This window comes from Micromonospora sp. AMSO1212t (assembly GCF_008868145.1).
Classification (GTDB): Bacteria; Actinomycetota; Actinomycetes; order Mycobacteriales; family Micromonosporaceae; genus Micromonospora; species Micromonospora tulbaghiae.
On sequence record NZ_WBKS01000017.1, the window covers coordinates 37,716 to 58,458 of the forward strand.

The 20,743-nt window shown below is 75.1% G+C and carries 27 protein-coding genes; 17 read left to right on the plus strand and 10 right to left on the minus strand.

Features of this window, described 5'->3' with window-relative positions; translation table 11 throughout:
* Nucleotides 1–29 precede the first annotated feature (29 nt).
* Complete coding sequence (locus tag F8279_RS07560) at nucleotides 30–545, plus strand: DUF2231 domain-containing protein (RefSeq protein WP_091427987.1); 516 nt, start codon at nucleotides 30–32, stop codon at nucleotides 543–545.
* Between the two features lie 52 nt (nucleotides 546–597).
* Nucleotides 598–1,350 (plus strand): class I SAM-dependent methyltransferase, encoded by a 753-nt coding sequence (locus F8279_RS07565; protein WP_091427989.1) that lies wholly within the window; start codon nucleotides 598–600, stop codon nucleotides 1,348–1,350.
* Here F8279_RS07565 and F8279_RS07570 read toward each other — a convergent pair.
* Both F8279_RS07570 and F8279_RS07575 read right to left on the minus strand, forming a co-directional pair.
* Entirely contained in the window at nucleotides 1,328–2,308 is a 981-nt protein-coding gene (locus F8279_RS07570; protein ID WP_192580648.1) for a DUF3500 domain-containing protein, read from the minus strand. The two genes, F8279_RS07565 and F8279_RS07570, sit on opposite strands and share 23 nt — an antisense overlap.
* A 23-nt stretch (nucleotides 2,309–2,331) precedes the next feature.
* On the minus strand, nucleotides 2,332–2,724 hold the full coding sequence (locus F8279_RS07575) for an ankyrin repeat domain-containing protein (RefSeq protein WP_013476997.1): 393 nt from the start codon (nucleotides 2,722–2,724) through the stop codon (nucleotides 2,332–2,334).
* Between the two features lie 70 nt (nucleotides 2,725–2,794).
* Between F8279_RS07575 and F8279_RS07580 the strand changes: the two genes are divergently transcribed.
* The 10 genes from F8279_RS07580 to F8279_RS07625 all read left to right on the plus strand — a co-directional run bounded on the left by F8279_RS07580 (nucleotide 2,795) and on the right by F8279_RS07625 (nucleotide 8,752).
* Nucleotides 2,795–3,172 carry a signal peptidase I gene (locus tag F8279_RS07580; RefSeq protein WP_091427992.1) on the plus strand — a complete coding sequence of 126 codons (378 nt, stop codon included), beginning with the start codon at nucleotides 2,795–2,797 and terminating at the stop codon, nucleotides 3,170–3,172.
* Nucleotides 3,173–3,276: 104 nt separating this feature from the next.
* A complete protein-coding gene (locus tag F8279_RS07585; protein WP_091427994.1) occupies nucleotides 3,277–3,729 on the plus strand; it encodes a cysteine dioxygenase family protein in 453 nt (150 codons plus the stop codon).
* A 38-nt stretch (nucleotides 3,730–3,767) separates the two neighbouring features.
* Entirely contained in the window at nucleotides 3,768–4,265 is a 498-nt protein-coding gene (locus F8279_RS07590) for a rhodanese-like domain-containing protein (RefSeq protein WP_091428185.1), read from the plus strand.
* Between the two features lie 52 nt (nucleotides 4,266–4,317).
* On the plus strand, nucleotides 4,318–4,911 hold the full coding sequence (locus F8279_RS07595) for a winged helix-turn-helix domain-containing protein (RefSeq protein ID WP_091427995.1): 594 nt from the start codon (nucleotides 4,318–4,320) through the stop codon (nucleotides 4,909–4,911).
* 291 nt (nucleotides 4,912–5,202) lie between these two features.
* Nucleotides 5,203–5,814 (plus strand): winged helix-turn-helix domain-containing protein, encoded by a 612-nt coding sequence (locus tag F8279_RS07600; protein WP_151499484.1) that lies wholly within the window; start codon nucleotides 5,203–5,205, stop codon nucleotides 5,812–5,814.
* 98 nt (nucleotides 5,815–5,912) lie between these two features.
* On the plus strand, nucleotides 5,913–6,542 hold the full coding sequence (locus F8279_RS07605; protein WP_151499485.1) for a uridine kinase: 630 nt from the start codon (nucleotides 5,913–5,915) through the stop codon (nucleotides 6,540–6,542).
* Nucleotides 6,543–6,724: 182 nt separating this feature from the next.
* Nucleotides 6,725–7,123 (plus strand): TraR/DksA C4-type zinc finger protein, encoded by a 399-nt coding sequence (locus tag F8279_RS07610; protein WP_073829706.1) that lies wholly within the window; start codon nucleotides 6,725–6,727, stop codon nucleotides 7,121–7,123.
* A 47-nt stretch (nucleotides 7,124–7,170) separates the two neighbouring features.
* Nucleotides 7,171–8,040, plus strand: coding sequence for a DUF72 domain-containing protein (locus F8279_RS07615; protein WP_091428000.1), 870 nt, complete (start codon nucleotides 7,171–7,173; stop codon nucleotides 8,038–8,040).
* 95 nt (nucleotides 8,041–8,135) lie between these two features.
* A complete protein-coding gene (locus tag F8279_RS07620) occupies nucleotides 8,136–8,318 on the plus strand; it encodes a hypothetical protein (RefSeq protein WP_013476990.1) in 183 nt (60 codons plus the stop codon).
* Nucleotides 8,319–8,323: 5 nt separating this feature from the next.
* Nucleotides 8,324–8,752, plus strand: coding sequence for a DUF2267 domain-containing protein (locus F8279_RS07625; RefSeq protein ID WP_091428002.1), 429 nt, complete (start codon nucleotides 8,324–8,326; stop codon nucleotides 8,750–8,752).
* On the opposite strand, the gene F8279_RS07630 is transcribed toward F8279_RS07625, so the two are convergent.
* Together F8279_RS07630 and F8279_RS07635 are read right to left on the minus strand one after the other, a co-directional pair.
* Nucleotides 8,737–9,546, minus strand: coding sequence for a DUF72 domain-containing protein (locus tag F8279_RS07630; RefSeq protein WP_151499486.1), 810 nt, complete (start codon nucleotides 9,544–9,546; stop codon nucleotides 8,737–8,739). The genes F8279_RS07625 and F8279_RS07630 overlap by 16 nt on opposite strands.
* A 9-nt stretch (nucleotides 9,547–9,555) precedes the next feature.
* Complete coding sequence (locus F8279_RS07635) at nucleotides 9,556–10,299, minus strand: PIG-L deacetylase family protein (protein WP_151499487.1); 744 nt, start codon at nucleotides 10,297–10,299, stop codon at nucleotides 9,556–9,558.
* A gap of 185 nt (nucleotides 10,300–10,484) precedes the next feature.
* Here F8279_RS07635 and F8279_RS07640 point away from each other — a divergent pair, with 185 nt between their 5' ends.
* Nucleotides 10,485–10,787 carry a hypothetical protein gene (locus tag F8279_RS07640; protein ID WP_026268594.1) on the plus strand — a complete coding sequence of 101 codons (303 nt, stop codon included), beginning with the start codon at nucleotides 10,485–10,487 and terminating at the stop codon, nucleotides 10,785–10,787.
* Nucleotides 10,788–10,790: 3 nt separating this feature from the next.
* Entirely contained in the window at nucleotides 10,791–12,068 is a 1,278-nt protein-coding gene (locus F8279_RS07645) for a cupin domain-containing protein (RefSeq protein WP_091428007.1), read from the plus strand.
* Between the two features lie 93 nt (nucleotides 12,069–12,161).
* On the opposite strand, the gene F8279_RS07650 is transcribed toward F8279_RS07645, so the two are convergent.
* The 5 genes from F8279_RS07650 to F8279_RS07670 all read right to left on the minus strand — a co-directional run bounded on the left by F8279_RS07650 (nucleotide 12,162) and on the right by F8279_RS07670 (nucleotide 17,195).
* On the minus strand, nucleotides 12,162–12,833 hold the full coding sequence (locus F8279_RS07650; RefSeq protein ID WP_091428008.1) for a hypothetical protein: 672 nt from the start codon (nucleotides 12,831–12,833) through the stop codon (nucleotides 12,162–12,164).
* On the minus strand, nucleotides 12,830–15,502 hold the full coding sequence (locus F8279_RS07655; RefSeq protein WP_151499488.1) for an FtsK/SpoIIIE domain-containing protein: 2,673 nt from the start codon (nucleotides 15,500–15,502) through the stop codon (nucleotides 12,830–12,832). Before F8279_RS07655 ends, F8279_RS07650 begins: the two co-directional genes overlap by 4 nt.
* Nucleotides 15,495–16,373 carry a hypothetical protein gene (locus tag F8279_RS07660; protein WP_091428012.1) on the minus strand — a complete coding sequence of 293 codons (879 nt, stop codon included), beginning with the start codon at nucleotides 16,371–16,373 and terminating at the stop codon, nucleotides 15,495–15,497. Before F8279_RS07660 ends, F8279_RS07655 begins: the two co-directional genes overlap by 8 nt.
* 8 nt (nucleotides 16,374–16,381) lie before the next feature.
* Nucleotides 16,382–16,642 carry a hypothetical protein gene (locus tag F8279_RS07665; protein ID WP_091428014.1) on the minus strand — a complete coding sequence of 87 codons (261 nt, stop codon included), beginning with the start codon at nucleotides 16,640–16,642 and terminating at the stop codon, nucleotides 16,382–16,384.
* Nucleotides 16,643–16,817: 175 nt separating this feature from the next.
* Entirely contained in the window at nucleotides 16,818–17,195 is a 378-nt protein-coding gene (locus F8279_RS07670) for a hypothetical protein (protein WP_151499489.1), read from the minus strand.
* A gap of 111 nt (nucleotides 17,196–17,306) precedes the next feature.
* Here F8279_RS07670 and F8279_RS07675 point away from each other — a divergent pair, with 111 nt between their 5' ends.
* From F8279_RS07675 to F8279_RS07680, 3 genes are all read left to right on the plus strand, one after another.
* Nucleotides 17,307–19,856 carry an ATP-dependent Clp protease ATP-binding subunit gene (locus tag F8279_RS07675; RefSeq protein ID WP_091428017.1) on the plus strand — a complete coding sequence of 850 codons (2,550 nt, stop codon included), beginning with the start codon at nucleotides 17,307–17,309 and terminating at the stop codon, nucleotides 19,854–19,856.
* A gap of 62 nt (nucleotides 19,857–19,918) precedes the next feature.
* Nucleotides 19,919–20,089: a hypothetical protein gene (locus tag F8279_RS30220; RefSeq protein WP_175438916.1), complete on the plus strand. Its 171-nt coding sequence runs from the start codon at nucleotides 19,919–19,921 to the stop codon at nucleotides 20,087–20,089.
* Nucleotides 20,089–20,439 (plus strand): DUF3140 domain-containing protein, encoded by a 351-nt coding sequence (locus F8279_RS07680; protein ID WP_091428019.1) that lies wholly within the window; start codon nucleotides 20,089–20,091, stop codon nucleotides 20,437–20,439. Before F8279_RS30220 ends, F8279_RS07680 begins: the two co-directional genes overlap by 1 nt.
* A 47-nt stretch (nucleotides 20,440–20,486) precedes the next feature.
* Here F8279_RS07680 and F8279_RS07685 read toward each other — a convergent pair whose 3' ends face one another.
* Nucleotides 20,487–20,723 carry a hypothetical protein gene (locus tag F8279_RS07685; protein WP_013476980.1) on the minus strand — a complete coding sequence of 79 codons (237 nt, stop codon included), beginning with the start codon at nucleotides 20,721–20,723 and terminating at the stop codon, nucleotides 20,487–20,489.
* Between the last annotated feature and the right edge of the window lie 20 nt (nucleotides 20,724–20,743).

Consider the following 20,743-nt stretch of genomic DNA (forward strand, 5'->3'; position numbering starts at 1 on the left):
GTGAGCTGCGCCGACCTGGGGAGGAAGCGATGCAGAGCCGGCTGCGGGTGCAGGGGCATCCGATCCAACCGATGCTTGTCACGTTCCCGTTCGGCCTGTTCGTCTGCGCCGCGGTCTTCGACCTCGCCGACGTGGCGGGCGGTCCGGCGTTCCTCGGCGAGGTGGGCTACTGGACGGCGGTGGCCGCGCTCGTCGCCGCCGGTCTCACCACCGTCGCCGGCATGGTCGACCTGTGGGACGTCCGCGCCGGGCGCACCAGCCGGACCGTGCTGACGTTCAACCTCGTGAACGCCGTGATGGCCGCGCTGTTCCTGCTGTCGTGCCTGATCCGGGCCAGCGCGCCGCAGCGGGGCGCGACGGGTGTCCTGCTCGCCGCCGAACTCGTCGCGCTGGCGGTCGGCGCGGTCGGCGTGGCGCTGGGCGCCCGGCTGATGCAGCAGTTCGACCGGGTCGGGGCCACCGAGCCGACCGGCTTCGAGACGTTCGGTGACGTGCCCGCCGGGTCCACCGTCGAGATCGCCCGTCCCCGTCCGCGCCCGTTCTGACCCCGGCCGAAATCCGTTGCCGCTGCCGCCGCCGGGCGGCAGGCTCGCGGGCATGGTCCGCACGTTCGAGGAACTGGTGGCCGAAGCCGAGGCGGCGCCGGTCGAGGGCTGGGGTTTCGACTGGCTGCGCGGTCGCGCCACCGAGGAGCGCCCGTCCTGGGGGTACGCGCGCCTGGTCGGCGACCGGATGGCCGCCGTCGAGGCGGCGCTCGACATCGACACCGGCGGGGGAGAGGTGCTCGCCGAGGTGCCCGTGCCGCCGCCGCTGCTCGTCGCCACCGAGGCGTGGCCGCCGAACGTGCCGGTGGCCCGGCGCAACCTTCGCCCGCTCGGCGCGACAGTGGTGCGGGTGGGCGACCGGCCGCCGCTGCCGTTCCGGGACGCCACGTTCGACCTGGTCGTGAGCCGTCACCCGGTGCACACCTGGTGGGACGAGGTGGCCCGGGTGCTGCGGCCCGGCGGCGCCTACCTGTCCCAGCAGATCGGCCCCGGCACGGTGCGGGAGCTGAGCGAGGCGATCCTCGGGCCGCTGCCGCCGCCGGAGCACCGCCATCCGGGGGTGGCTGTCGCCGACGCGCGGGCCGCCGGACTGACCGTTGTCGACCTGCGTGAGGCCACGCTGCGTACCGTCTTCCACGACATCGGCGCGGTGGTCTGGTTCCTGCGCAAGGTGGTCTGGACGGTGCCCGGGTTCACGGTGGGCCGCTACCGGGACGAGCTGCGCCGCCTGGACGAGCGGATCCGCGCCGAGGGACCGTTCGTCGCGTACGCCCGCCGTTTCCTCATCGAGGCGCGCCGGGGCTGACCGGGCCGGGCGGGTGCGCCGCGGCGTGGTGCGCGGCCAGCACGTCGGCGCCGAAGTCACCGGCGGGGCGGCGCAGCACCGTGTGCGCGTGGTTGCCGTCGTCGGCGGTGTTGTCGTACTCGATCAGCAGGTCCTCGCCCTGCACCCGGTAGTAGTGCCGCCGGCCCGGCTCGACCGGGCCGGCCCAGGCGAAGTGCAGCTCGCCGCCGTCGAGCCGGCCGGACTCGCGGGCCGCCAGCTCCGGTGGCAGCCGGTCCAGGTAGAGCGCGACCAGCCGGTCGAGCAGCGCCCGGCCGGTCGGTCGCAGCCGCCCCCGGGGTACGCCGAGCGGGTCGAGCCGGTCCGGGGCCGCGGCCCGGGTGGCGCTGATGATGTCGGCGGGCGCCTCCTCGGCGATGATCGCGGCGGAGCGGCCCCCCGGTCCGAGCGCGTCGAGCAGCTCGCGGGCCAGGTCCTCCTCCGGGCCCAGGGGCCGGGAGACCGGGCGTCCGGCGTGCCGGACGGTGGCCGGGTTGGCGCCGAGGAAGACCGGGGCGGGGGAGACCCGGTCGTCGGCGACGGTCATGCTCACCGACAGGTGGTGTCCCTCGAACCGCCAGGCCCAGTCGTCGTCGCGGGCCGGGTCGCCGAAGACGGCCACCCAGTAGTCGCCGCTGTGCCGGCCGCGCCGCCAGTCCTCGGCCCGGTCCAGCACCTCTTCGAGCGCCATCACGGCTATGGCCTGCGCGTACGCGGCCGGGCTGAGCGCCGTGGCGAGCAGCCGGTGCGCGGCCTTGCGGGCGGTGACGTCCAGGCCGGCGAGCGCGACACCGGGACGGGGCCGTGGCCGGTACTCCAGCCACCGCCGGGCGGGCTCGTCGTCGAAGGCGTGCCGGGCGGCGTCGCGGGCCGGCTCGTCCAGCGCCGCGAGGAACGCCTCGGCCGCCGCGCGCATCTGCTCGGGTACGGGATCCTCCACCGTCCCTGTATACCGCCCGCCGCTCATGCGCGGCCGAGCAGCGCCAGCATGTCGGGCAGCTCGAAGAACCGGGCGGTCTCGACCGCTGACGGGCCGCCGTGGTCCGGGTCGGCGCCGGCGTCGAGCAACGCGCGGACCGCTGCCTCCTGGCGCCGGAACACGGCCGCGGCGAGCGCGGTCTGCCCCCGGTCGTTCACCCGGGCGGGGTCGGCGCCCCGGGCCAGCAGCGCGGCCACCGTGTCCGGGTGGGCGTGGTACGCGGCGAGGATCAGCAGCGTGTCGCCCTTGGCGTTGGTGAGGTTGACCGGCAGCCCGGCGTCCACGTTGGCCGCCAGTTCCTCGGTGGCGCCGGCCCGCGCCAGGTCGAACATCCGGTGGGCGAAGGCGATGGTCTCGTCGTCGAGTTCGTCGGGCATCCGCCCAGGCTATGGCGTCGCGGCCGGACGCGCCTGGTAGCTTGCGCAGCCGGGTACGGGAGGCGCACGCATGGACGATCGGGTGTACGTGGGCAACGCGGCGGTGGACGGCGCGACCGACGCGGGCTGGCTGCTGGGCCACTTCAAGCCGGCCGGGGACGTGCGGCACAGCACCGACGTGGAGGTGAAGTGGGGCGTGCACCCGGCGGGGGAGACCCGGTCCCGGTGGGCCACCGGCGAGCGGCGTACCGCCCTGCTGGTGCTGATCAGCGGCGCGTTCCGGATCGAGTTGCCGGACCGGACGGTGGTGCTGCGCGCGCCCGGTGACTACGTGGTGTGGGGCCGGGGCGTGGACCACTCCTGGTACGCCGAGCGAGAGTCCACGGTGCTCACCGTCCGTTGGCCGTCGGTGCCGGGTTACAAGGTGGATCCGCCGGTGCGACGGTGAGTACGCCCCTCGTCCCAGCATTCGGTATTACCTACTAAACCGATAGGCTTTACCGTCTAAGCTGGGGGAGCACATCCGCTCCGCACCGTGAGGACGTCCCGCCGATGACCAGCACCGTTCCCGCCGACCTGCTCGCCGTCGCCGCCCGCTGGGCCGACCCGGACGGCTGGCCGGTGCCGCTGCGCTTCGAGGCGTCCGAGCGGTGGTACGCCCGGCTCGACGCCGGCGACGAGCACGAGGTGTGGGCGCTCAGCTGGCTGCCCGGACAGGGCACCGACCTGCACGACCACGGCGGCTCGGCCGGCGCGTTCCTGGTCGTGGCCGGCGTGCTCACCGAGGAGACGGTGAGCGGCGGGCGGCTGCGCCCGCACCGGCTCGCCGCCGGCGCCGGCCGGCGCTTCGGCGTACGGCACGTGCACCAGGTCACCAACCGCGGCGACGAGCCCGCCGTCAGCGTGCACGTGTACCGCCCGGCGCTGACCCGGATGACCCGCTACCACCTCGTCGCCGGCCGGCTCCGGGTCGCCGAGGTCGCCCGAGCCGGCGTGGCCTGGTGAGCCGCCCCCGCAACCCCGACGAACGGAAGGACGCCACGATGGCGCAGCAGACCCCCACCACCGCAACCGAGCGCTGTCCGGTCCCGCCGCCCGGCTCGCGGGGCATCGACGAGATCCTCGCCGCCGCCCGGGGCCGGCTGCACCGCCTCGACCCGGAGCAGGCCCACCTGGCGTGCCGGGGCGGCGCGCTGCTGGTGGACATCCGCCCGGCCGCACAGCGCGCCGCGCAGGGCACCGTGCCCGGCTCGCTCGTGGTCGAGCGCAACGTGCTGGAGTGGCGCTTCGACCCGCGCTGCGCGGCGCGGCTGCCGCAGGCCACCGGCTACGACGTCCCGGTGATCGTGCTCTGCCAGGAGGGCTACACCTCGTCGCTGGCCGCCGCCGCGCTCCAGGACATCGGCCTGCACCGGGCCACCGACGTCGTCGGCGGCTTCGCCGCCTGGCAGATCGCCGGCCTGCCCACCCTCGGTCCCACCCCGCCGACCCGACCCTCGTCCGCCGCGCCCCCGGTCACCGCCGGCGGGGCGCTCCGCTGACCGTCCCGCCGCATCCGGCGGGGCGGGGCGACCGCCCGCACAGGAGGCTCCCATGTCCGTCGTCGCCCTCACCACCCGTCCGGCCCGATCGGGCCGCCCCGACCGGGCCGTGCCGCCCCGGCCGCGTACCGCACCGACGCTCACCATCACGCTCGACCTGGGCGCCGGGCCGCTGACGCCGGGCCTCGCGCGCCTGGTCGACCTGCTCGACGAACTCGCCGCATCCGGGGAGGGGCTGGCCGCGTCCGGCGAAGGGCCGGCCGGACCGGACGACCGCCCGGCCGCCCGTACCGTGCTCGACCTGCGCCGCGGCGACGCGCCCGCCCTCGTGGCGCCCGCCCCCGGCGGCGTGCGCCTCCTCACCGGCACCCGGCGCGTCCGCCACGGCGGCGCCGAGATCCCGCTGACCCGCATCGAGTACGACCTGCTGCTGTTCCTCGCCGAACATCCCCGCCGGGTGTTCACCCGCCTGCAACTTCTCGCGAACGTCTGGGGCTACGAACACGCGGTGGCGCGCACCGTCGACGTGCACGTCCGCCGGCTGCGGGCCAAGTTCGGGCCGGACACGCCGCTGGTGACCACCGTGTACGGCGTGGGCTACCGCCTCGCCGACGACGCCGAGATCGTCGTGGACCGCGACGCTTGACCTCGGCCGACCGGCACGCGGCGCACCCGGACCCGGGGTGCGCCGCGTCCACGTCTGCGGCCGATCCGCCATTGTGAACCCGCGGGGAGACCCCCCGTACCACCGCGAATCGGTGCTCTGCTGTAATCAACGGGCCTCGCACGCAGAGCGAGCGCACGGCTGCGATGTGTTCGTCAAATGTCACATTCATGCAACGCGGCCGCCCCTTGACCCTCGCAGAGACGCCGGGAAGCATCGATGAAGCGGCGTCCCGGGCCGTGGGGAGATACCCGGACCAGCCCAAGGAGGACCATGTCGGTCAGCCCCGCCTCGTCGCGCGCCGGATGGCATACGTCCCAACCCGCGGTCCCCGGTCGTCCCCCCGGCGGCCAGCGTCGTCCCGCCAACACCGCCGCCGCGCCCATGCTCACCGTCACCCTCAACATCCCCCTGGCCTGCGAGGAGTCGCTCACCCCGGCCGCCCTCCGGCTGCTCGACGCCGCCCGCGAGATGCTCGAACGCGGCGACGCGGTGGTCAGCGCGGGCACGGTCCCGGCCGAACGCCGGCCCGACGCCGTTCCGGCCGGCCGCGCTCCGGCGCGTCCGCTCGCCCCGACCATCCCGACCCTGCACATCCTCGCGTCGTCCCGGTCGGTGCTGCGTGACGGCGAGCCGCTGCCGCTGACCCGCCTGGAGTTCGACCTGCTGCTGCACCTGGTCGCCCACCCGCGCCGGGTGTTCACCCGGCTGCAACTGCTCAACGCGGTCTGGGGATACGAGCACGCCGGCGTCCGCACCGTCGACGTGCACGTACGCCGGCTGCGCGGCAAGGTCGGCGTGGACGTCCCGCTCGTCACCACCGTCTACGGCGTCGGCTACCGGCTCGCCGACGACGCCCGGGTCACCATCGACCCCACGGGCTGACCACCCGAACCACCACCCGACGACCGCCGCCGGACGGAGCCCCGACCGCCCGGAGCGATCATGTGGTGACCGGCGCGCCCGCGCGGCACGATGGTCCGATGCGCGTGCGCCCGATCAGCCCCGACCTGCTCGTCACCGAGCTGGCCGGGCGTCTCGCCCGCACCGGGACGCCCGGCCGGCTGCGGGTCGCCGTGGACGGCCCGCCCGCCGCCGGGCCGGACGCGCTCGCCGAAGCGCTCGTCGACCCGCTGCGCGCCGCCGGCCGGCCGGTGCTGCACGTCCGCGCCGACGACTTCCTCCGCCCCGCCTCGGTACGCCTGGAGTACGGCCGCACCAACCCGGACGCCTACTACGAGGGCTGGCTCGACGAACCGGGGCTGCGCCGCGAGGTGCTCGACCCGGCCGGTCCGGACGGCTCGGGCCGGCTGCTGCCGTCGCTGTGGGACGCCGCCGCCGACCGGGCCAGCCGGGCCGCGTACGTGGATCTGCCGCCCGGCGGCGTGGTCCTGGTCAGCGGTGCGCTGCTGCTCGGCGGCGCGCTGCCGTTCGACGTCACGGTCCATCTCGTGCTCTCCCCGGCGGCGCTCGCGCGGCGTACCGACCCGGCGCTGCGCTGGACGCTGCCCGCCTTCGCCCGCTACGCCGACGAGGTCGTCCCCGCGTCCTTCGCCGACGTGGTGGTCCGGGCCGACGACCCGCGCCGTCCGGCACTCGTCGAGGCCGCCTGACCAGCGGCTGCGGACTCACCGGAAACACTCAGGAAATAGCCGGTTTGGCCCGCCGTGGGCGGGGGTAATCGCCCGGCTCACAGAGCACGGGTGATCTCGTAGCCCGCGCTTCCACAGTCGGACCGGGTCCGGGGCGCTGGCCGCCCCGGTCCGGTATGAGGACGTAGGAAAGGCAGGCAGCGATGCTCGTCCACGACACGACAGCCACCGGCCGCTCCCAGGCGGAGGCCGACCAGATCCGGCAGTCCCTGCGGTCGCGGTACGACGAGCTGACCGCCGAGTACGAGCACACGCTGGCGCAGAGCCACGTGCTGCGGCTGGTGGAGGTCGGCGACACCGCCGGCGACGACCAGGCCGACAGCGGCACCAAGACCGCCGAGCGGGACACCGCCCAGTCGCTGCTGCGCACCATCCTGGAGCGGCGGGCGCAGTTCGAGCACGCGCTGACCCGCCTGGACGAGGGCACCTACGGCTTCTGCGAGGGCTGCACCGCCCCGATCCCGGTGGAGCGGCTGGAGATCTTCCCGTCCGCCACCTCCTGCGTGGCCTGCAAGCAGACCCGGGAGCGGCGGGCGGCCTGAACGCCGCTCCGGTTGCCGGTCGGTCCCCGACGCGGTGGACTCCTGCCATGGGTGAGATAAAGGTGGGCACCGCCTCGTGGACCGACCGGACCCTGCTCGACTCCGGCTGGTACCCGGCGAGCGCCGACACGCCGGAGAAGCGGCTGTCCTACTACGCCCGGCAGTTCCCGCTGGTCGAGGTGGACGCCACCTACTACTCGCCACCGGCCGAGCGGACCGCCCGGCTGTGGGCCGAGCGCACCCCGGCCGGGTTCACGTTCAACGTCAAGGCGTTCAGCCTGCTGACCGGCCACCCCACCCGCGTCTCCGCGCTCTACAAGGACCTGCGCCCCGAGACCGACAAGCGCAACGTCTACCCGGACGACCTGCCCGCGCAGGCGTACGAGGAGGTCTGGACCCGGTTCCTGTCCGCACTCGACCCGCTCGTCGAGGCCGGCAAGCTGGGCGCGTTGCTGTTCCAGTTCCCGCCCTGGTTCACCATCAAGCGGGCCAACAAGCAGTACCTGCTGGAAGTGGCGCGGCGGTGCGCGCCGCTGCGCCCGGTCTTCGAGTTCCGGCACGCCTCCTGGTTCGACGGCGACAACGCCGAGGAGACGCTCGGTTTCCTGCGCGAGCACGAGCTGCCGTTCGTCTGCGTGGACATGCCGCAGGGACACAAGTCGTCCATCCCCCCGGTGCTGGCGGCCACCGCTGACCTCGCGGTGGTCCGGTTCCACGGGCACAGCGACAAGTGGACCAGCAAGGACATCCACGAGAAGTTCGGCTACGACTACTCCAAGCGGGAGCTGCGCGACTGGGCGCCGAAGCTGCGCGAGCTGGCCGGCCAGGCCGAGCAGACGCACGTGCTGATGAACAACTGCTACCAGGACTACGCGCAGCGCAACGGCACCACGCTCGCGGGCCTGCTGGACGCCTGAGCGTCTCACCCGGTACGGGTGAGGCCGGCTCACCCGCGCCCGCCGCAGCATGGGCAGTGGGCGCCGGCTCGGGCGCCGTGACGAGGAGGTGGGTCATGACGGTACGGGTGGTGGCGGACCGACGCCGCGGTGGCGTACTGCACGTGGTCGGCAGCTCCGAGGCGGCACGGCGGGGCGAACGGCCCGGCCGGTTCAGCCCGACCCGGTTGTGGCGGGGCCCCAGCGGTCCGCCGCGCCGCGCCGACGACCGACGCTGGGAGACCGAAGCACGGGGGTGAGCCCGATGGCCGAACAGCTGTTGTCCGCGTTCGAGTCCTCGCTGGACAAGACGAACGTGATCCTCAAGGAGATCGAGTCCGCGTACGGCTGGCCGAAGGAACGGCGCAACCAGTCCTACGCGGCGCTGCGTACCGTGCTGCACCTGCTGCGGGACCGGCTGCCGGTGCAGGAGAGCACCGAGTTCGCCCAGCAGTTGCCGGTGCTGGTGCGCGGGATCTACTTCGACGGCTGGCAGCCGGAGAACGTGCCGATCAAGCTCAACCGCGACGACTTCCTGTACGAGGTGCGCCAGGGCTTCCCGTACGACGTCGAAGGCGGCGCGCAGCGGGTGGTGCAGGTCGTGCTGGACACGCTGCGCCGGCACGTCACCCAGGGCGAGTGGGAGGACGTGAAGGCCACCATGCCGGGTGACCTGCGTCAGATGATTCCCTGATCCGGCACCGGCCCGGCCCGTCCCGCCCCCTCGGCGGGGCGGGCCGCAGGTGTCCGCGACACCGGCAGCCCGGCCCGCCGGGCCAGTCCGGCGAACGCGACCGCGTCGACGATCGCCGCGCCGCCCGGGTCGTTGTTGAAGTAGACGTACGCCGGTTCGCCGTCGCCGAACGCCCCGGCCAGCCGGCGCGCCCAGCCGGCCAGCGCGGCCCGGCCGTAGCGCGGCCACGGCCGGGCCCGGCCCTCGTGCAGCCGCAGGTAACCGAAGTCGGTGGTGCGCCACAGCGGGGTCACCGGCCGGCTGAGCCGGTCGGCCCAGACCAGCGCCGCCCGGTGCCGTTCCAGCACCCGCCGGGTCTCGTCGGTCCACCACGACGGATGCCGCGGCTCGACCGCCACCCGCACGTCGGCGGGGAACAGGCGCAGCACGCCGGCCAGCGCGTCCGGGTCGGCCCGCAGCGTCGGCGGGAGCTGCACCAGCACCGGCCCCAGCCGGTCGCCCAGCCCGGACGCCCGGTCGAGGAAACGGGCCACCGGCTCGGCCGGGTCGCGCAGCCGCTTCACGTGGGTCAGGTAACGGCTCATCTTCACCGCCACGCAGAAGTCGCCGGGCGTACGCTCCCGCCACGCGACGAATGTGTCCCGCTCCGGCAGCCGGTAGAACGCGTTGTTCACCTCGACCGTGGCGAACCGCGCGGCGAAGTGCTCCAGCCAGCGCCGCTGTGGCAGCCCGGCCGGGTAGAACCGCTCCCGCCAGTCCCGGTACTGCCAGCCCGATGTGCCGACCAGGAACATCTCCGTGCCCTACTGAAGGTTGATCGGGAAGACCTCGAACGTGGCGCCGAACCGCGCGCCGAGCCGGCGCCCGGCCGGCCTGGCCATGCCCTCCAGGAACTCCTCGGCGTCGAAGCTGCCGTCGCCGAGGCCGCTCAGGTATGCACCGTGGGCCCGCAGCGACGCGACGCCCCTGTCGAACGTGTCCGTCACGTCCACCCCGTGCCGGGCCGCCGGCGACCCGGCCGCCCACACCTCGCGGACCCGCGACCACGGCTGCGTGCCGCCGGTGAGCTGATCCGGGAAGATCCACCGGTTGCCGGCGTCGCGGACCGCGTCCAGCGTGGCCCGGCCGCAGGCGATGTGGTCGGCCTGGTTCAGCGCGTACGCCCCGTCCCAGGTCTCCCGGAAGTTGTTCGTCAGCACCACGTCCGGCCGGTGCCGGCGCACCACCTCGGCGATCGCGCGGCGCAGCGGCACGCCGTACTCCAGCAGCCCGTCGGGCAGGCCGAGGAACTCGACCTGCGACACCCCGACCACGGCGGCGGAAGCGCGTTGCTCCTCCTCGCGCACCACGCGGGCGCGCTCCGGCGACATCCCGTCGATGCCCGCCTCGCCGCTGGTGAGCAGGCAGTACACGACCTCCTTGCCCTGCCCGGTCCACCGGGCCACCGCGGCGGCGGCGCCGAACTCCAGGTCGTCGGGGTGGGCCACCACTGCGAGCGCCCGCTGCCAGTCCTCGGTCAGCGGGGTGAGGGGCTCCGGCTGCGTCACGTGCGTCTCCTCGCGTCGTCCTCCCGCCATCCTGGCATCCGCCCGGTCCGGCCGCTTGCCCCGGGAACCGTCCGTGCGGCGGCGTCCGGGCGTCTACGGTGTGGTTAGAGAAGATCGGGCGTGGGGTACCACCCGCTGCACACGGACCCCGGCACCACGCGGGGCGGCACACCGAGGGAGCACCCATGGCATTGAACGACGACGACATCCAGAGCAGCGGCGGCAGCGGCCTGGAGGGCCCGGCCGACGGCGGTGCGACCCCGGGTCAGCACGACGGTGGCGCGGACGGCGGCGCCGAGGGTCCGGCCGACGGCGGCGCGACCCCGGGTCAGCACGACGGTGGCGCGGACGGCGGCGCCGAGGGCCCCGCTGACGGCGGCGCGACCCCGGGTCAGCACGACGGTGGCGCGGACGGCAGCGCGGAGGGTCCGGCCGACGGCGGCGCGACCCCCGGCCAGCACGACGGCGGCGCCGACGGCAGCGCCTGACACATGAGCACCACGCACGTCGACCCGCCGGGTGGCCACGGCCGCCCGGCGGTTCCGTTGTCCGCGACCGAGGCGCTGGCCCGGTGCGTGGCGGTGGAGCCGGCCAAGTTCGCCGCCGACCACTGGGGGCGCAGCCCGCTGCTGTCCCGCGCCGCCGAACTGCCCAACCCGGACGGCTTCACCGACCTGCTCAGCCCCGCCGACGCCGACGAGTTGCTCAGCCGTCGCGGCCTTCGTACCCCGTTCCTCAGGGTCGCGAAGGACGGCCAGCTGGTGCCGGCGGCGCGCTACACCGGCGGCGGTGGCGCGGGCGCCGAGATCGGCGACCAGGTCCTCGACGAGAAGGTGCTGGCGCTGTACGCCGACGGCGCGACGCTGGTGTTGCAGGGCCTGCACCGAACCTGGCCGGCGCTCGTCGACTTCGTCCGCGACCTCGGCGCCGCGCTGGCCCAGCCGCTGCAGGTGAACGCCTACCTGACCCCGGCCGGCAGCCAGGGCTTCGCCACCCACTACGACACCCACGACGTGTTCGTGCTCCAGGTGGACGGACGCAAGCACTGGCGGATCCACCCGCCGGTGCTGGCCGACCCGCTGGAGCGCCAGCCCTGGGGCGGCCGGGCCGACGAGGTCTCCGCGACCGCCGACGGGCGCCCCGAGCTGGACGTCGTGCTCGAACCGGGCGACGCGCTCTACCTGCCGCGCGGCTGGCTGCACAGCGCCCAGGCGCAGGAGTCCAGCTCGCTGCACCTGACAGTGGGCATCCGGGCGCTGACCCGGTACGCCGTGGTCGAGGAGCTGCTCGCGCTCGCCGCCGAGGACGCGCGGCTGCGCGCGAGCCTGCCGTTCGGGCTCGACCTGGCCGACCCGGACGCGATCGAGCCGGAGCTGACCGAGACCGTCGAGGCGTTGCGCGACTGGCTGCTGCGCGCCGACCCGGCGGCGGTGGCGGGCCGGCTGCGCGCCCGCGTCTGGCCGGCCTCCCGCCCGGCGCCGATCCGGCCGCTGGCCCAGGCCGAGGCGCTGGCCCGGCTGAGCGCGGACAGCGAGGTGGCGGTGCGTGGCGGACTGCGCTGGCAGCTCACCCCGGCCGTCGACGGACGGGTCACGCTGCGCGTGCCCGACCGGACGCTCACGCTGCCCGGCACCTGCGAGGCCGCGCTGCGCGCGCTGCTCACCGGCGAGGTGACGAGGGTCGGCGACCTGCCCGGCCTGGACGACGACGCCGACCGTCTGACCCTGGCCCGCCGCCTGCTGAAGGAGGCGGTCCTGACCCCCGCCTGACGGGCGCGATCATGAGGTTGACCGGCGGTGCGACGCGTGTCGCGCCGCCAACCTCATGATCGACGCCGTGCGGGCCGGCGGGAGGGGCGGTGGTCAGCGGGTGTAGGTCACCGTGAGCAGGAGCAGGGTCGTGACCAGGCCGGAGGCGGCCACCAGGATCATCGGGCGCGGCGTCAGCACCGCGTGGCGGCGGTCGGCCAGCAGCCGGGCCGGCGCCAGCCCGATCACCGGACCGAGCAGCGTCACCACCAGCGCCAGCACCGGCAGGCCCACCGCCAGATCACCGCTGGAACCGGCGGCGAGCGCCCGCGCACCCACCCCCAGCGCGTACGCCACCAGCGCCCCGCCGATGCCGCACGCGACCAGCAGCGGGTTCACCGAGCCGGGCAGCTCACCCGGCGCCCCGGTGCGTTCCAGCAGCTGCCGGACCGCCCGCAGCAGCGGCACCGGGTCACCGGCGGCGCCGCGTACCGGGCCGGGCGGGTCACCGAGCCGCCGGGCGCCCATGCCCAGCCGGGCCCGCAACTGCGTCCACAGGTGAGTCACCTCGCCGTCGACGCGCTCCACCAGCCGGGACGCCTCGGCCACCTCCGCCTCGGCCTGCCGCACCTGCTCAATCGCCTCCGCCACCGCCCGTTCGGCGGCGGCCACCTGCTGGGCGTACCAGGTGTGCGCCTCGGCCCGCTGAGCGGACACCCGGGCGGTCAGCTCGGCGAGCCGGCGGATCTGCGCGTTGTACGTCTCACTGGCAACCGGTTCGTTCATCGGGAGGGACCATAAGGGATGATCACCTGTCCCGTGCGGTGCACCGCCCGGTCGAAGTAGAGACCGCGCCACGGCCGGGGATACCAGTCCGGCCCCCCGCTGCCCGGATACAGCGAGGAGCCCAGCTCACCGCCCTGCACGTCCAGTGCCACCCAGGCGCCGATCTGATCCGTGCGCGCGCCCGCGCCGCCCAGGTCGACCCGCATCCGGGCCACCCCACGCCACCACGCCAGCACGTGCGTACGCCGTTCCGGCCCGTCGTGCAGGATCCGGCGCAACTGCTCCAGCCCGGTCCGCGTACCGGCCTTGCCGGCGAGCGCCGCGGCCGCCGCGTCCACCGCGAACAGCAGCAGAAAGTGCGGGGTACGCGCCGCGCCCGGCGCGCCCAGCCCGTCACCCACCTCGGCCATCAGCTCCGGCACGGTCTCCTCGTCGTACCAGGAGGCGTCGCCTTCCAGGTCCTCGTACAGGGCGCGGGCGGCCGGGTCGGCGTCCGGGTCCAAACAGGCGATGGAGAACCGGGCGGTGCCGGGCCGGTACTGCCGGGCCAGCGACCGGGCGGCCGCGTCGAGCACCGCGCACGCCTCGTCCACCCGGGTGCCCAGCACCGCCAGGTTGCGGCCGGGCGCGCGGGGCAGCCGCAGCGCCGCCGAGCGGGCCTGCACGTCGATGATCTCGCCGAGCAGCGCCACCGGGCTGCGCGGCACGCCCTGCTCCGGCGCGGTCAGCGCGCGGAAGTCCGGCGCGTCGGCCAGCTTCGGGATCGCGTCGCCGTCGAACAGCCGGGCCGGCGCGGCGTCCTGCGGGCGCATCCGCCACAGCCGGTGCTGAAGCTCGCTCCACGTCTCCCAGTCGCTCGCCGACGGGATCCGGGCCACCTCGTTCCCCTCGGCCAGGCCCGACTCGGCGTTGATCACCGCGTGGTGGCGGGGCAGCGACTGCGCCGCGTCGTTGCGCTCGGCCAGGATGCGCAGCGCCTTCGGCAGCGCGATCCGCAGCGTGAACTGGGCGACGAGCGCGGGCCGGCCCCACAGCGCCTCGATGCCGCGCACGTCCTGCGAGGCGAGCACCAGATGGATGCCCTGCGACCGGCCCCGCCGGGCCAGGTCCTCCAGCAGGTCGGCGGCCTCCCGGGCGACCACGTCCCGGCCGGCGAGCAGCGCCTGGAACTCGTCGACCACCGCCACGATGCGCGGCCAGTGCCCGTCCGGGTCCACCGCGCGCAGCTCGGCCAGCTTGGTGACCTCGTGTTTCTTCGCCGCGTCGGCGCGCCGGCGCAGCTCGTCGGCGAGGAAGCGCAGCAGCGCCAGGCCGAACTCCCGGTCGGTGTTGACGTTGATGCCGACCAGCCGCATGTGCGGCAGCCAGCTCGGGTCGCGCCGGCCCTGCGCGAACCGGGCGAAGGACACGCCCTCCTTGAAGTCCAGAAGATAGAACTCCAGCTCGGCGGGGGAGTAGCGGGCGGCGAGCGCACCGATCCAGGCGAAGATCAGGTTCGTCTTGCCGGTGCCGGACGGACCGCCGATCAACGCGTGCGGCGGGTAGTCGCCGAGCGTGAGCAGCACCTGCCGCCCGTGCGGGCCCTCGCCGACCGGGGCGCTGAGCCCGTGCGCCGAGTCCTCCCGCCAGTACTCGTCCGGCGGCGGGAGCAGGTCGGTGAACGGCGTCGGCGGCGGGCCGGCGGCCACCCGGGAGGCGACGGTACGGCACGTCTCGGTGACCAGGGCGGGCGGCGGCGGCGCGTCGAGCACCACCGGCAGCCCGGCCACCCGGGCGTCGTCCGGCTCCACGGTGATCCGGGTGACAGTCGGGTCGTCCGGCAACTCGATGCCGCGGACCACCAGGTGCACGCCGCAGGCGGCCCCGGTGCGTACCACCCGGTCGAGCTGGCCGCGCTCGTGCCGGGACAACTCGTCGCCGCCGAGCAGCACCGCCACCCGCCACGGCTCCGGGCGGCGTCCGGTCGCGGCGGCCAGCTCGCGCAGCGAGCCGTACTCACCGGCGAGAACCGTGGCGTTGATCCGGCGGATCTGCTCCACCAGGTCGTCCAGCAGCCGGCCCAGTCCGCCCGGCCCGACGAACGTGAGCAGCCCGGCCGTGCCCAGCGGCGCGAACCCGGCCAGGCCGCCGCCCAGGTGCTCCGGGTCGTACCCGTACAGCCGTACCGCGCCCGGGTCGGCCCGCCCGACCGAGCGCAGCAGCAGCGCGGGCACCACGGCGGCCAGCCCGTCCCGGTCGCCGCCGCCCAGGTGCGCGTGTCCGGCGTCCAGGAGCGGGACCAGCGCCGGCACCGGTTCGGCGCCGTCGAGGCGTACCGTGCCGACGCGCAACGCGCCGGGCGGCTCGGACCGGCCGGCGGGCGTGGCCCGCCAGCGGTCCCAGGGCGCGGACGCCGCGCCCGGCGCCTCCCGCTCCGCGGCGGCGGCGGCCCGGCGGGCCAGCTCGGCGAGGCGGGCGGTGTGCCGGGCGTCGATCTCGGCCAGGCGCCGGTCGCGGGCGGCGCCCACCCGGGCGGGAACGGCCGCGGCGGCCTTACGGGTACGGGCCAGCCGGTCCCGCCCGGCGGCCAGCTCGGCCTCGGCGGCGGTGAGCCGGGTACGGGTGGCGCCCAGGGCCTCGGAGAGCATCCCCCGGACCCGCGTCACCAGTTGCGCGCGGACGTCAGCCACGGGACGGCTCCCGATCGTCGGTGTCCTTGGGCAGATCCCGGCCGAGCCGGTCGAGCAGTACGCCGGCGAGCACGCCCGCGGTGACCGCCGGGTCGGCCGCGTGCGGCTGCTCCGCGTCGTCGTCGCGGCGCGGCGGGGGCATCCGGCACACCCGGGTCAGCAGCGTGTCCAGCACCGGCCGCGGCAGTCCGGGCAGCAGGTCGCGGACCCGGGAGTCCAGCGCGCCGCGCAGCCGGGGCAGGTCGTCCGCGCGGGGCGGATGGCCGAGCAGCTCACCGGCCAGCTCGCGCAGCAGCGGCGGGGTGATCGCGGCCAGCCCCAGCCCCACGTCGGCGTGCGCCCGGCGCAGCTCGCGGTGCAGCCGGTCCCGGTCGCCGGAGCGGATCCCGGCGACCACCCGGCGCAGCAGCTCGTGGGAGTCCTCGACGCGCTCGTCCGGCTCGTCCGGCGCGCCCTCCCGGCCGCCGGTCAGCTCCGCCACCCGCACCGCCCACCAGCGCCGTACCGCCGGCTGCTCGCCCGGCTCGGCGGCCGGGCCCGGTGCGGGCGGGTCCTCGCCGCGTGGCGTGTCGTGCTTCGGCGGCCGCTCGCCCGGCGGCGCCGGCCGCGCGCCGTCCGGCGCCAGCCCGATCGCGGCCAGGTACGCGGTGAGCTGCTCCTGCGCCACGCGCAGCGCGTAGCCGGCGGTCTCGGCGTGCTCGGTGGCCGAGGACAGCTCCGGCACCCCCATCGGGTCGGACGACTCCTGGCGTACCCAGCGCAGCCGCTCCTGCGCCTGGCCGAGCTTCTCCAGCGCGGCGGCGAGCTGTGCCAGCGGCAGTTCCTCGGCGGCGGCGCGCACCTGCGCGCCGATGTCCTCGACGATGGACACGGCCGGCCTCAGAGCGTCGCGACGTAGATCTGAGCCTGCTCCACCGCGACGAGTGTCGCGGCCAGACACTCCTCCAACTCCTGGCCGGCCTGTGTCAGCGACGCCTGGGCCGCCTCGACCGTCTCGTGGCCGCTGCCCTCCAGCGCGCCGGCCAGCGTCTGCTGCGCCTCGGCCAGCTTCTCGCCTGCTGCCTGCACCGCTGTCTGGCCGTCACCGATCTGCTGGAGAGCGACATCGATGGCGGCCTTCAGCTCGGCGACGCTCGCCACGGGGACCTCCTGGGGGCGGAAGAGATCTCCATTACAACCCATCCCGGCGGGTGGACGAACATCCACCCTCGCGGCGTTGCGACCCCGCTGTCCGGTTCCGGTCCTGACGTGCGCGAAGACCTCGCCGCTGGTCCCGTCGGCGGGCTGCTCGGTCCTGCGGACGGGACCGGCCGGCCTAACGGCCCAGCCAGCGCGGGCCGCGTACCTCCGCGCCGAGCGCGGCCACCCGCTCGCGAAGCTCCCGGTCGGCGGTGACGACCACCCGCCGCCGATCAGGCGCGGCGGCGACCAGCTCGACCATCGTGTCGTCGCCGGAGCCGGGTGCGGAGACGACCTCCACGCCGGGCCCGGGCGCCACGTGCCGGGCCGCGCCCTCCACCACCAGCACCACCTGCACCGGCGGCGGCAGCTCCGGCGGCACGCCCGCCTCGCCGACGGGCGCCAGCGCGTCGCGCAGCCGGGCCGCCGCGCCGGCCCGGTCCCGCCACCAGCCGTCCGGGCGCGAGCCCACCACGTTCGCGCCGTCCACGATCAGCAGCGGTCTGCTCTCCATGCCCCCAGCCTGCCATCCGGCCGCGTTTGTCGCGCCGACCGCCGGGTAGCCACCGCCGACCGTGCCGCGCGTGCCAGGTGCCGGTCGTGCCGACTGACTGCGGAGGACGAGATGATGGGACCGGGTGACTTCGGCAACGACCCCTGGGACGAGTTCCTGGCCCGATACTTCGGCCGGGGCGAGGGGGGACGCCGGCCGGCGCACCGGGTCGACATCACGCGCCTGATGACCGCGGACGCCCGGGAGATGCTCGCCGACGCGGCCCGCCGGGCCGCTCAGAAGCACAGCAACGACCTGGACACCGACCACCTGCTCTGGGCGGCGTTGCAGCGCGAGCCGCTGCGCGACCTGGTACGCCGGGCCGGCGCCGACCCGGACGCGCTGCTGGGCGCGCTGGGCGGGCGCGGTGAGGGCGCGCCGCGCGGCGAGGTGCCGCCGAACCTGTCGTTGACGCCGGCCGCGAAGCGGGCGCTGCTCGACGCCCACCAGCTGTCCCGCGCGATGGGCGCCAACTACATCGGTCCCGAGCACATCCTTATGGCGTTGCCGCTGAACCCGGAGTCGCCGGCCGGCCGGATGCTCGCCGCCGGCCGGATCCAGCCCGAGTCGTTGCAGGCGGCCAGCGCCGAACGCGGAGCGACGAACGCCCCGCGGCCGGACCGGGGCACCCCCACGCTCGACCAGTACGGCCAGGACCTCACCGAGCTGGCCCGGATGGACCAGATCGACCCGGTCGTCGGCCGGGCCGACGAGATCGAGCAGGCGGTGGAGATCCTGTCCCGGCGGACCAAGAACAACCCGGTGCTGATCGGTGAGGCCGGTGTCGGCAAGACCGCGATCGTGGAGGGCCTCGCGGAGCGGATCTGCGACGGCGACGTGCCGCAGACGCTGATCGGCAAGCGGGTGATCCAGCTCGACCTGTCCGGCCTGGTCGCCGGCACCCGCTACCGGGGCGACTTCGAGGAGCGCCTGAAGAAGGTGATCGACGAGATCCGCGCCCACCGCGAGGAGCTGATCATCTTCCTGGACGAGATCCACACGCTGGTCGGTGCGGGCGGCGCCGGCAGCGAGGGCGGGATGGACGCCTCGAACATGCTCAAGCCGGCCCTGGCGCGCGGCGAGCTGCGGGTGATCGGCGCGACCACGCTCGACGAGTACCGGCGCAGCATCGAGAAGGACGCCGCGCTGGCCCGCCGGTTCCAGCCGGTGCTCGTGCCCGAGCCGACCGTCGACGACACCATCTCGATCCTGCGCGGCCTGCGCGACCGGTACGAGGCCCACCACCAGGTCCGGTTCACCGACGAGGCGCTGGTGGCCGCCGCAGAGCTGTCCGACCGGTACGTCACCGACCGGTTCCTGCCGGACAAGGCGATCGACCTGATCGACCAGGCCGGCGCCCGGGTGCGGCTGCGCACCCGTACCCCCGCCGAGGACGTACGCGAGCTGGAGCAGCAGCTCGACGAGACGCGCCGGGACAAGGAACAGGCGGTCTCCGACGAGCAGTACGAGCGGGCCTCAGCGTTGCGCGACCGGCTCGCCGAGCTGGAGGACCAGGTCCGCCGCGCCCGTGGCGACGAGGGCCCCAGCCACGTACCCGAGGTGGGGCCGACGGAGATCGCCGAGGTCGTCTCCCGGTCCACCGGCATCCCGGTCACCCAGCTCACCGAGGAGGAACGCGACCGGCTGCTGCGCCTGGAGGGGCACCTGCACGAGAAGGTGATCGGGCAGGACGACGCGGTCACCGCCGTCTCCGAGGCGGTACGCCGGTCCCGTACCGGGCTGGCCGACCCGGACCGTCCGATGGGCAGCTTCCTGTTCCTCGGCCCGACCGGCGTGGGCAAGACCGAGCTGGCCCGCGCGCTGGCCGAGGCGCTGTTCGGCGAGGCGGACCGGATGGTCCGGGTGGACATGAGCGAGTTCCAGGAGCGGCACACGGTCAGCCGGCTGGTCGGCGCCCCGCCCGGGTACGTCGGCTACGAGGAGGCCGGCCAGCTCACCGAGGCGGTACGCCGCCGCCCGTACGCGGTGGTGCTGCTGGACGAGATCGAGAAGGCGCACCCGGACGTGTTCAACATCCTGCTCCAGGTGCTCGACGACGGCCGGCTCACCGACAGCCAGGGCCGCACCGTGAACTTCAAGAACACCGTCCTGATCATGACCAGCAACCTCGGCTCGGAGCTGATCACCGGCACCCAGCGCACCGTCGGCTTCGCCACCGGGGCGCCGGGCGAGCAGGAGAGCGACGAGCTGCGGGAGCGGCTGATGCGCCGGCTCCAGGAGAACTTCCGCCCGGAGTTCCTCAACCGCATCGACGAGGTGATCATCTTTCAGCGGCTGGAGGCCGAGCAGCTGCGCCAGATCACCGGGCTGCTGCTGGAGGAGACCCGCCGCCGCATGCACGCCCAGGACATCCAGGTCGACTTCAGCACCGCCGGCGTCGACTGGCTCGCCGAGCACGGCTACCAGCCCGAGTTCGGCGCCCGACCGCTGCGCCGCGTGATCCAGCGCGAGGTCGACAACCGGCTGTCCCGGATGTTGCTGGAGCACGAGGTCTCACCGGGGCAGAAGGTCACCGTCGACACCCGCGACGGTCAGCTCGTCTTCGACGTCGCCGCCGGTGAGCGGGGCTACACCCCGGCCACCACGTCCCATCCCCGATGACCGGCCGGGGTCCGTCCCGGCCGGGCCGGGACGGACCTCCACCGAAGGACCGGAGGGCGGACATGACCGAACCCGACGAAGTCCCCGACGACGACACCGGGGCCGGTGAGCCGATCGAGGCGGCCCCGACGGCGAACCCGTCCCGGGTGCGGGTACCGCCGGAAGGCCTGAAGCAGCACACACCGAACGAGGGCGAGCCGGCATCCGGGCCGCCGCCGGGAGAGGAGGCGTGATGGTACGCGAGGCGCGACTCGACCCCGAGGTCGAGGTGATCTGGGACGACTTCCACGCCGAGGTGAACGTGCCCTCCGAGACGCTGCGGCAGTGGCTGCTGACCCGCGGCTCGGGGGAGGAGGCGTTCGGTCCGGACCCGGGCCTCGACCTGCCCGAGCCCGGCCGGCAGATCCTCGCCGTGCTGCGCAAGCGCAAGGTGGACCTCACGCCGGAGGACATCGAGGTGATGCGGGAGGCGATCACCCGGATCCGGGAGCTGACCGCGCAGCGGCCACGCCGGGGCAACGCCGACGACGAGTGGCGACACGCCCTGCTCGACCTCGGCCACGACGTGCTCGTCGAACGCTGAGCCGGTACGGCGGCGCCCGGGCGGATCACCCGCCCGGGCGCCGCCGGCTACTCCGACTCCAGGCTGGGCAGCCGCAGCCCGGCCGCGTCCGCCGCGGCCTGCCGGTCGGCCCGGGCGCGTTCCTCGCGGCTGAGCAGGTTGGCGTACTCGGTCACGTCGGCCGGACCCGGCACCTCCGGCAACCGGCGCAGGAACGCCTCCACCTCGGCGGAGGCGGTGGTGTGCGCGGTGGCCGCCTGGCGCAGCAGCTCCCGCTGGTCGGCGGCCGGATACAGATCAGTCATGTCGCCGGTGATACCCGGGT

Coding starts and splice junctions, on each gene's coding strand:
- F8279_RS07560 (WP_091427987.1), top strand. CDS start 30: ATGCAGAGCCGGCTGCGGGTGCAGGGGCATCCGATCCAACCGATGCTT.
- F8279_RS07565 (WP_091427989.1), top strand. CDS start 598: ATGGTCCGCACGTTCGAGGAACTGGTGGCCGAAGCCGAGGCGGCGCCG.
- F8279_RS07575 (WP_013476997.1), bottom strand. CDS start 2,724: ATGCCCGACGAACTCGACGACGAGACCATCGCCTTCGCCCACCGGATG.
- F8279_RS07580 (WP_091427992.1), top strand. CDS start 2,795: ATGGACGATCGGGTGTACGTGGGCAACGCGGCGGTGGACGGCGCGACC.
- F8279_RS07585 (WP_091427994.1), top strand. CDS start 3,277: ATGACCAGCACCGTTCCCGCCGACCTGCTCGCCGTCGCCGCCCGCTGG.
- F8279_RS07590 (WP_091428185.1), top strand. CDS start 3,768: ATGGCGCAGCAGACCCCCACCACCGCAACCGAGCGCTGTCCGGTCCCG.
- F8279_RS07595 (WP_091427995.1), top strand. CDS start 4,318: ATGTCCGTCGTCGCCCTCACCACCCGTCCGGCCCGATCGGGCCGCCCC.
- F8279_RS07600 (WP_151499484.1), top strand. CDS start 5,203: ATGTCGGTCAGCCCCGCCTCGTCGCGCGCCGGATGGCATACGTCCCAA.
- F8279_RS07605 (WP_151499485.1), top strand. CDS start 5,913: ATGCGCGTGCGCCCGATCAGCCCCGACCTGCTCGTCACCGAGCTGGCC.
- F8279_RS07610 (WP_073829706.1), top strand. CDS start 6,725: ATGCTCGTCCACGACACGACAGCCACCGGCCGCTCCCAGGCGGAGGCC.
- F8279_RS07615 (WP_091428000.1), top strand. CDS start 7,171: ATGGGTGAGATAAAGGTGGGCACCGCCTCGTGGACCGACCGGACCCTG.
- F8279_RS07620 (WP_013476990.1), top strand. CDS start 8,136: ATGACGGTACGGGTGGTGGCGGACCGACGCCGCGGTGGCGTACTGCAC.
- F8279_RS07625 (WP_091428002.1), top strand. CDS start 8,324: ATGGCCGAACAGCTGTTGTCCGCGTTCGAGTCCTCGCTGGACAAGACG.
- F8279_RS07630 (WP_151499486.1), bottom strand. CDS start 9,546: ATGTTCCTGGTCGGCACATCGGGCTGGCAGTACCGGGACTGGCGGGAG.
- F8279_RS07640 (WP_026268594.1), top strand. CDS start 10,485: ATGGCATTGAACGACGACGACATCCAGAGCAGCGGCGGCAGCGGCCTG.
- F8279_RS07645 (WP_091428007.1), top strand. CDS start 10,791: ATGAGCACCACGCACGTCGACCCGCCGGGTGGCCACGGCCGCCCGGCG.
- F8279_RS07650 (WP_091428008.1), bottom strand. CDS start 12,833: ATGAACGAACCGGTTGCCAGTGAGACGTACAACGCGCAGATCCGCCGG.
- F8279_RS07670 (WP_151499489.1), bottom strand. CDS start 17,195: ATGGAGAGCAGACCGCTGCTGATCGTGGACGGCGCGAACGTGGTGGGC.
- F8279_RS07675 (WP_091428017.1), top strand. CDS start 17,307: ATGATGGGACCGGGTGACTTCGGCAACGACCCCTGGGACGAGTTCCTG.
- F8279_RS30220 (WP_175438916.1), top strand. CDS start 19,919: ATGACCGAACCCGACGAAGTCCCCGACGACGACACCGGGGCCGGTGAG.
- F8279_RS07680 (WP_091428019.1), top strand. CDS start 20,089: ATGGTACGCGAGGCGCGACTCGACCCCGAGGTCGAGGTGATCTGGGAC.
- F8279_RS07685 (WP_013476980.1), bottom strand. CDS start 20,723: ATGACTGATCTGTATCCGGCCGCCGACCAGCGGGAGCTGCTGCGCCAG.